This window comes from Aquitalea sp. (genome assembly GCF_030150775.1).
Classification (GTDB): Bacteria; Pseudomonadota; Gammaproteobacteria; order Burkholderiales; family Chromobacteriaceae; genus Aquitalea; species Aquitalea denitrificans.
Genome location: NZ_JASLFG010000011.1, coordinates 83,602 through 89,742, shown reverse-complemented (window position 1 = coordinate 89,742; position 6,141 = coordinate 83,602). Strand labels below are relative to the sequence as shown.

At 62.8% G+C, this 6,141-nt stretch carries 7 protein-coding genes; 1 reads left to right on the top strand and 6 read right to left on the bottom strand.

Translation table 11 applies throughout. From position 1 onward, the window contains the following. The 6 genes from QVF59_RS04135 to QVF59_RS04110 all read right to left on the bottom strand — a co-directional run. A partial coding sequence (locus QVF59_RS04135; RefSeq protein ID WP_287877555.1) for a nitric oxide reductase occupies positions 1-1,279 on the bottom strand: 1,279 nt, incomplete at its 3' end. A 12-nt stretch (positions 1,280-1,291) separates the two neighbouring features. Continuing rightward, on the bottom strand, positions 1,292-2,095 hold the full coding sequence (locus tag QVF59_RS04130; RefSeq protein WP_287877554.1) for a CbbQ/NirQ/NorQ/GpvN family protein: 804 nt from the start codon (positions 2,093-2,095) through the stop codon (positions 1,292-1,294). Between the two features lie 9 nt (positions 2,096-2,104). Continuing rightward, entirely contained in the window at positions 2,105-2,365 is a 261-nt protein-coding gene (locus tag QVF59_RS04125; protein ID WP_159875433.1) for a cytochrome C oxidase subunit IV family protein, read from the bottom strand. A 202-nt stretch (positions 2,366-2,567) separates the two neighbouring features. Next, the gene (locus tag QVF59_RS04120; protein ID WP_159875432.1) at positions 2,568-3,161 is read right to left on the bottom strand and encodes a cytochrome c oxidase subunit 3; all 594 of its coding nucleotides are present in this window, start codon (positions 3,159-3,161) and stop codon (positions 2,568-2,570) included. A 55-nt stretch (positions 3,162-3,216) separates the two neighbouring features. Continuing rightward, complete coding sequence (locus QVF59_RS04115) at positions 3,217-4,644, bottom strand: cbb3-type cytochrome c oxidase subunit I (RefSeq protein WP_159875431.1); 1,428 nt, start codon at positions 4,642-4,644, stop codon at positions 3,217-3,219. A gap of 32 nt (positions 4,645-4,676) precedes the next feature. After that, entirely contained in the window at positions 4,677-5,102 is a 426-nt protein-coding gene (locus QVF59_RS04110; RefSeq protein ID WP_159875430.1) for a c-type cytochrome, read from the bottom strand. A 162-nt stretch (positions 5,103-5,264) separates the two neighbouring features. On the opposite strand from QVF59_RS04110, the gene cobA reads away from it, so the two are divergent. Continuing rightward, entirely contained in the window at positions 5,265-6,101 is an 837-nt protein-coding gene (cobA, locus tag QVF59_RS04105; RefSeq protein ID WP_287877552.1) for a uroporphyrinogen-III C-methyltransferase, read from the top strand. Positions 6,102-6,141 lie beyond the last annotated feature (40 nt).

The window sequence follows — 6,141 nt, the reverse complement described above, 5'->3', positions numbered from 1 at the left end:
GGTCGGCCAGTGTCAGACAAGCCAGGCTGCGCTCGCCCGGTGGCCAGGCCTGATACAGGCCGGGCTCGGCCTGGGCGACGCCACTGTGTCGTTCGGCCAGAAAGCGGATGACGCGGTCGATATCGATATCCGGCCCGCATTCCTGCCCGCTCTTGCGCGTGCGTTCCGGTGCCAGCGCCTGAAACTGGCGGCGCAGGCGGCGGGCCAGCGGCAGCAGGCGGTCAGGCAGGGCTGCCGGCACGGCGTCGCGCGGCAACATGGGCAGCAGGCGGCAGTGATCTTCCACCAGTCTTTGCTGTTTCCAGTTCCATTCCGGCAGCATCAACCCAGCCCCCAGCGGGGTGTCGTCATAAGCGGCGGCGGGGAGATCCAGATCAAACTTCAGCTTGCCACCCTTGGTGTGGGCGTCCTGTGCCAATGACAGGCGGTTCATGTCCTCGGCGGCAGCGGCGGCGTTGTCGTCGTCATCCTCGTCGGTATGGCGGTTGACCTTGACGTACTCGTCCCAGGTAAACAGGCTTTCGGCGCGGAAGATCATCAGCATGCCGTTCTTGCGTTCATCCTGCACCACGCGCTGGGCGCGGTAGCGACGGCGCTGGCGCTGCTGTGGCTTGCTGCGCTCACCACTTTGCTGCGGGTCCTGCGCGGTGGACGGCGCGGTGTGGTCCAGCGTGGGCGGGGCCGGGTGCAACCATAGTGGCAAGGGGTAAGGCGGGCGGGCGGGCGGCGGAGTGTCCAGCGCTTGTTGCGGCTGCAGCAAGGCCTGGCGGATGGCGCGCTCCCAGGCGGCTTCGGGCACGGGCAATCGGGCAGGATCTGGCCGCTGCAATAGATGTGCAGCCACCAGACGCTGATAGCTGGCGGCCAGGCCGGGCATGGCCGCCAGGCAGTCGGCTGCGGCCTGGCGGTTGGCATTCAGCCAGTCGCCGTCGGGCCGGGCGCTGGCGGCCAGTGCCATCAGCCAGAAATACAGTTCGCGATTAAGTGCCGCATCAGCAAACAGGTCGATTTTTTCCGGCAGGTAGAAGGCCTGATGGTCGGACCAGGCCAGCTCCACCCGCTCGCCGGTACCGGATATGCGTTCCAGCCAGCGGCGGCGTGCGCCGTGTTCGGTACCGACGGTGGAGCGCAGCGCCAGTGCCGGGTCCCCACCCATGGCACGGAAGAACATGGGCGCAACAGCGGCTACCTGCTCCAGCCGCACGGCTGCGGCGCTGTGGCCGCGATAGGCCGCGCGCTTGACCAGCTTGTCCCACCAGCCGCCGACGATATCTTCCATGACAGGCCCCGCTCAGGCAGGAAACTGGGTGTGAATGATGGCCAGCAAGGCGGCCACGGTGTCCGGCTCGTCGCTGAGCGGCTCGGCCAGTGCAGTGCGGCAGGCCAGGGCTGGGGCCATGCCGGCTGCCATCAGCTTGGCGGCATACACCAAGAGTCGGGTGCTGACCGATTCGTCCAGATCGTAACCGGACAGGCGGCGCAGTTGCCCGGCCAGTGTCACCAGCTGCCGGGCCTGTACATCACCCAGGCCGGATTCCTGCATTACCACCTGCAGCTCCACTTCGGCAGACGGAAAATCGAAACTCATGGCGATAAAACGCTGGCGTGTACTGGGCTTGAGGGTTTTGAGCACATGCTGGTAGCCGGGGTTGTAGGACACCACCAGCATGAAGCCGGGCGGTGCCACCAGCACTTCGCCGGTACGTTCGATGGGCAGGATGCGGCGGTCATCGGTGAGTGGGTGCAGCACCACGGTGGTGTCCTTGCGGGCTTCCACCACTTCGTCCAGATAGCAGATGCCGCCCTGGCGCACCGCACGGGTAAGCGGGCCGTCGCACCATACCGTTTCGCCATCGCCAATCAGGTGGCGGCCCACCAGATCGGCAGCGGACAGGTCGTCATGGCAGGACACGGTAATCAGCGGCAGGCCCAGCCGGGCGGCCATGTGGGCAACAAAGCGGGTTTTGCCGCAACCGGTAGGGCCTTTGATCAGCACCGGCAGCTGTTGCTGCCAGGCAGCTTCGAACAGCTGGCATTCGTCGCCCTGCGGCTGGTAGTAAGGGGCGGAAACTTCGGGGCGCAGTGGTGCGTTCATGACATGTCCTCAGCGAAAGCTCAACAACAGCACACCGGTCACCAGCAGCAGCCAGCCATGTACGCTGGCACGCAGCCAGCGCGGTGCATGGCGCAGGCCCATGTAGTGCTCGATGACCGCCCAGCCCTTGAGCCAGGCAAAACCCAGCACCAGCGGTGCCAGCCAGTGTTGCGATAGCTGGCCGCTTTCGGCCAGTGCGGCCGCCAGTAGAGTCAGGCCACTCAGCCAGGCCCACAGCAGCCATTGGGTAAGGGGGGCAGGTGTGTTCATATCGCCAACGATACCGGCCATCCCCTGCCATGGCCTTGATTCGAGATAAGCCCTGCCAACAAACTGCGCCAGCTGCGCAACGGCACCAGCAGCCACCAGAGACCGCTGGCTGCCATTAACAACACCATGCAACGCACCCGGGCCAGGACACGCCGCATCGTCAGTACAAGTAAGGCCGGAGCCAAGGTTTTGTCAGCGGTTTTTAACGCGCCACGTAGACCAGGGCAAACAGTACAATCCACACCAGATCCACCATATGCCAGTAGGCGGCAGCAGTTTCCACCCCGGCAATGGCCTCGCCGGCATAGCGTCCGTCACGTGCCTGCCACCACACCGCTGCCACAATCACCATGCCCAGTACCACATGCAGGAAGTGAAATACGGTGAGCGACAGGTAGAACATCCAGAAATCACTGCTGGACAGGGTGATGCCGGCGGCAAACTTGCCACCCAGCTCAAAGGCCTTGAGAACCAGGAAACCGCCACCGGCCAGCATGGTCAGCAGCAGCCAGCGTCGGCCATTGCGCTGACGGCCCAGTGCAAAGGCGCGTACCGCCGCCACGATGGCGGCACTGCCGGCCAATAGCAGCAGGGTATTGAGCGTGGGCAATAGCAAACCCAGATGTTGCTGGCCGCCAGCAAACAAGGCCGGATCGCGCCAGCGGTGGTAGCCGTAGACCAGAAAGAACACGCCGAACACCGCTAGCTCGGCCAGGATGAAACACCACATGGCCAGGTCTCCCGGCACATGGCGACTCTGCGGTATATCTTCCAGCACCAGACTGTCGGTACGCATCAGCTATCTCCAATGAAAAAGCGGCCCACCAGGGGCCGCTTGCTTGCTTTAACACTCAGTCTTCGCGCTTGCCGGTGACAAAGAAGCTGATTACATACAACACCAGACCGCTGAAGAAGGACAGACCGCACACCAGACGCGCCCAGTACAGCGGCATGATGTGGTCCTGCGTTTCCATGAAGGACAGCGGGGTGCTGGACATGCGTTGCAGCCATACCTGGGTGGCACCGGCAGCAGTCAGGAACAGCGTGATGCCGACAATGGACAGGGTCATCACCCAGAAGGCCAGTTTTTCCACCTTCTGCGCTTGCGGGCTATTGGCTTCGCGGCCACGCAGCAGCGGCATGGTGTAGGAAATCATGGTCAGCACCACCATGGCATAGGCACCGTAGAAGGCCATGTGACCGTGCGAAGCGGTAAGCTGCGTGCCGTGAGTGTAGTAGTTGACCACCGACAGCGTACCCAGGAAGCCCCATACACCAGCGCCCAGGAAGGACATCACACCAGTACCCAGCGCCCACAGCGTGGCGGCCTGGTTGGGGTGGGCACGACGACGACGTTTCACCATATTGAAGGCAAACATGGTCATCATGAAGAAAGGCACCGGCTCCAGCGCGGAGAAGATGGAACCCCATACCTGCCAGTAGGCCGGCGTACCGATCCAGAAGTAATGGTGACCGGTACCGATGATGCCGGTAATCAGGGTCATGGCGATGATCAGGTACAGCCATTTTTCGATGATTTCACGGTCCACGCCGGTAACCTTCACCAGCACGAAGGCCAGCATGGCACCCATGATCAGTTCCCACACGCCTTCCACCCACAGGTGCACCACCCACCACCAGAAGTACTTGTCCAGCACCAGGTTGTTGGGATTGACGAAGGAGAACAGGAAGAAGATGGCCAGGCCCCACAGCCCCAGCAGCATCACGATGCTGATGCTGGTCTTGCGGCCGGACAACAGCGTCATCGACAGGTTGAACAGGAAGGACAGCGCCACCAGCACAATGCCCACCTTGGTGATCAATGGCTGCTCCAGATAACCGCGCCCCATGGTGGGCAGCAAGTCGTTACCGGTGAGATGGGCCAGTACGTTGTACGGCAGGCCCAGGTAGCCAACGATGGTCAGCGCACCGGCCACCAGGAACACCCAGAAGGTGATGATGGCCAGTTTGGGGCTATACAGCTCGCGCTCGCACTCTTCGGGAATCAGGAAATAGCCTGCACCCATAAAGCCGAACAGCAGCCATACGATCAGCAAATTGGTATGCACCATGCGGGCAGTACTGAAGCTGATGGCCGGGAACAGGAAGTCACCCTTCACATACTGCAGGCCGATGATCAGGCCAAACAGGATCTGGCCGATGAACAGGCCGATGGCTGCCATGAAATAGGGCTTGGCCACCGCCTGCGAGCGGTACTTGATCTGGGCTGGCGCGCGGGCTTGTTCAGCCGCCAGCGCAGCCGCGCTTGCATTGCTCATGTTTATCTCCGTAAGCGATTGGTCTGGTGCGATCAGCCCTGGATATTGGGCGGCCAGTTATTGGTATTGATCTCGGAGGTGTATTTCAGGAAAGCCACCACATCGTCCAGCTCGCCATCATTCAGGTGGAACTGCGGCATCTGGCGACGACCCGGTACATTGGTGGGCATGGCCTTCATCCAGCCCTTGATGAAGTCGGGACCACGGCGCACATAGACATTACCCAGTTCCGGCGCAAAGAATGCACCCTCACCCAGCAAGGTGTGACAGCCGCCACAATTACGCGTCTCCCAGATCTTCTTGCCGCGCACGGCCGCATCGGTCAGCTTGGCCTTGGCGTTATGACTGGGCAGGGCCATGGTGGTATCCAGCGTCAGCCCCAGGAACAGCAGAAAAAAGAACACCGACCCACCGTAAAAGATGTTGCGGGCCGTCGATTTGGTGAAGCTCGCGCTCATCACGTCCTCCTCAAAGTGCTTGCACCGGCAAGTCCGGTACCTGGACCGAAATGTACGGATTCAGGCATCCATATAGCATTGATTCGTATCAACGATTCCCGGTCGCCCTCCTCCCTACACTGGCGACATCACCATCTGGCAAGCATTTGCCCGGGAGTCCACATGCACCGACCAGCCCTGCCCCCCCTGCCTCACCCCGACACCACCAGCGCTACCCCCTCCGCCGCCAGCACCACCGGCCTTGCCCCTGGCAGCGTCTGCCTGGTGGGGGCCGGCCCCGGAGACCCCGACCTGCTTACCCTGCGCGCGGTACAACGCCTGGGTGAAGCAGACGTGGTGCTGTACGACCACCTGCTGGGCCCACATATACTGCGACTGGCACCACCGCAGGCCAGTCGTATCTGCGTGGGCAAGCGCGCCAGCCGCCACACCCTGCCCCAGGCCGACATCAACCGGCTGCTGATTGACTTTGCCCGCAGCGGGCAGCGGGTGGTGCGGCTCAAAGGAGGCGACCCCTTGCTGTTTGGCCGTGGTGGCGAGGAAATGCTGGCACTGGCCGAAGCAGGTATTCCCTGCGAGGTCGTACCCGGCATCAGCGCGGCACTGGGCGCAGCCGCCGCGCTGGGACTGCCGCTGACCGACCGCGATCACGCCCAGGGCTGCACCCTGGTCACCGGCCATCGCCGCCAAGGTGAAAGCACGCTGGACTGGACCCAGCACAGCCAGCCCGACCAGACGCTGGTGGTCTACATGGGACTGGGCGAGGCCAGCCATATTGCCAGCCAGTTGCTGACGCATGGCCGCGACCCGGCCACCCCGGTGGCCATCGTGGAAAAAGCCTGCAGCAGCGCGCAGCGCTGTGTATGCGGCCAACTGGAACAGCTGCCACAGCTGATTGCCGATGCTGCCATCAGCACACCGGCCCTGCTGGTGATTGGCAAGGTGGTCACACTGCACCAGCAACTGCTGGCCTTGCGCCAGCAGGCGATGATTTCTTGATCCGGGTCATTCAGGCCGCAGCGCCAGCCAGCAATACTGC

Bases quoted from the DNA above. Each gene is read 5' to 3' on its own strand.
- QVF59_RS04130 (WP_287877554.1), bottom strand. From the start codon at position 2,095: ATGAACGCACCACTGCGCCCCGAAGTTTCCGCCCCTTACTACCAGCCG.
- QVF59_RS04125 (WP_159875433.1), bottom strand. From the start codon at position 2,365: ATGAACACACCTGCCCCCCTTACCCAATGGCTGCTGTGGGCCTGGCTG.
- QVF59_RS04120 (WP_159875432.1), bottom strand. From the start codon at position 3,161: ATGCGTACCGACAGTCTGGTGCTGGAAGATATACCGCAGAGTCGCCAT.
- QVF59_RS04115 (WP_159875431.1), bottom strand. From the start codon at position 4,644: ATGAGCAATGCAAGCGCGGCTGCGCTGGCGGCTGAACAAGCCCGCGCG.
- QVF59_RS04110 (WP_159875430.1), bottom strand. From the start codon at position 5,102: ATGAGCGCGAGCTTCACCAAATCGACGGCCCGCAACATCTTTTACGGT.
- cobA (WP_287877552.1), top strand. From the start codon at position 5,265: ATGCACCGACCAGCCCTGCCCCCCCTGCCTCACCCCGACACCACCAGC.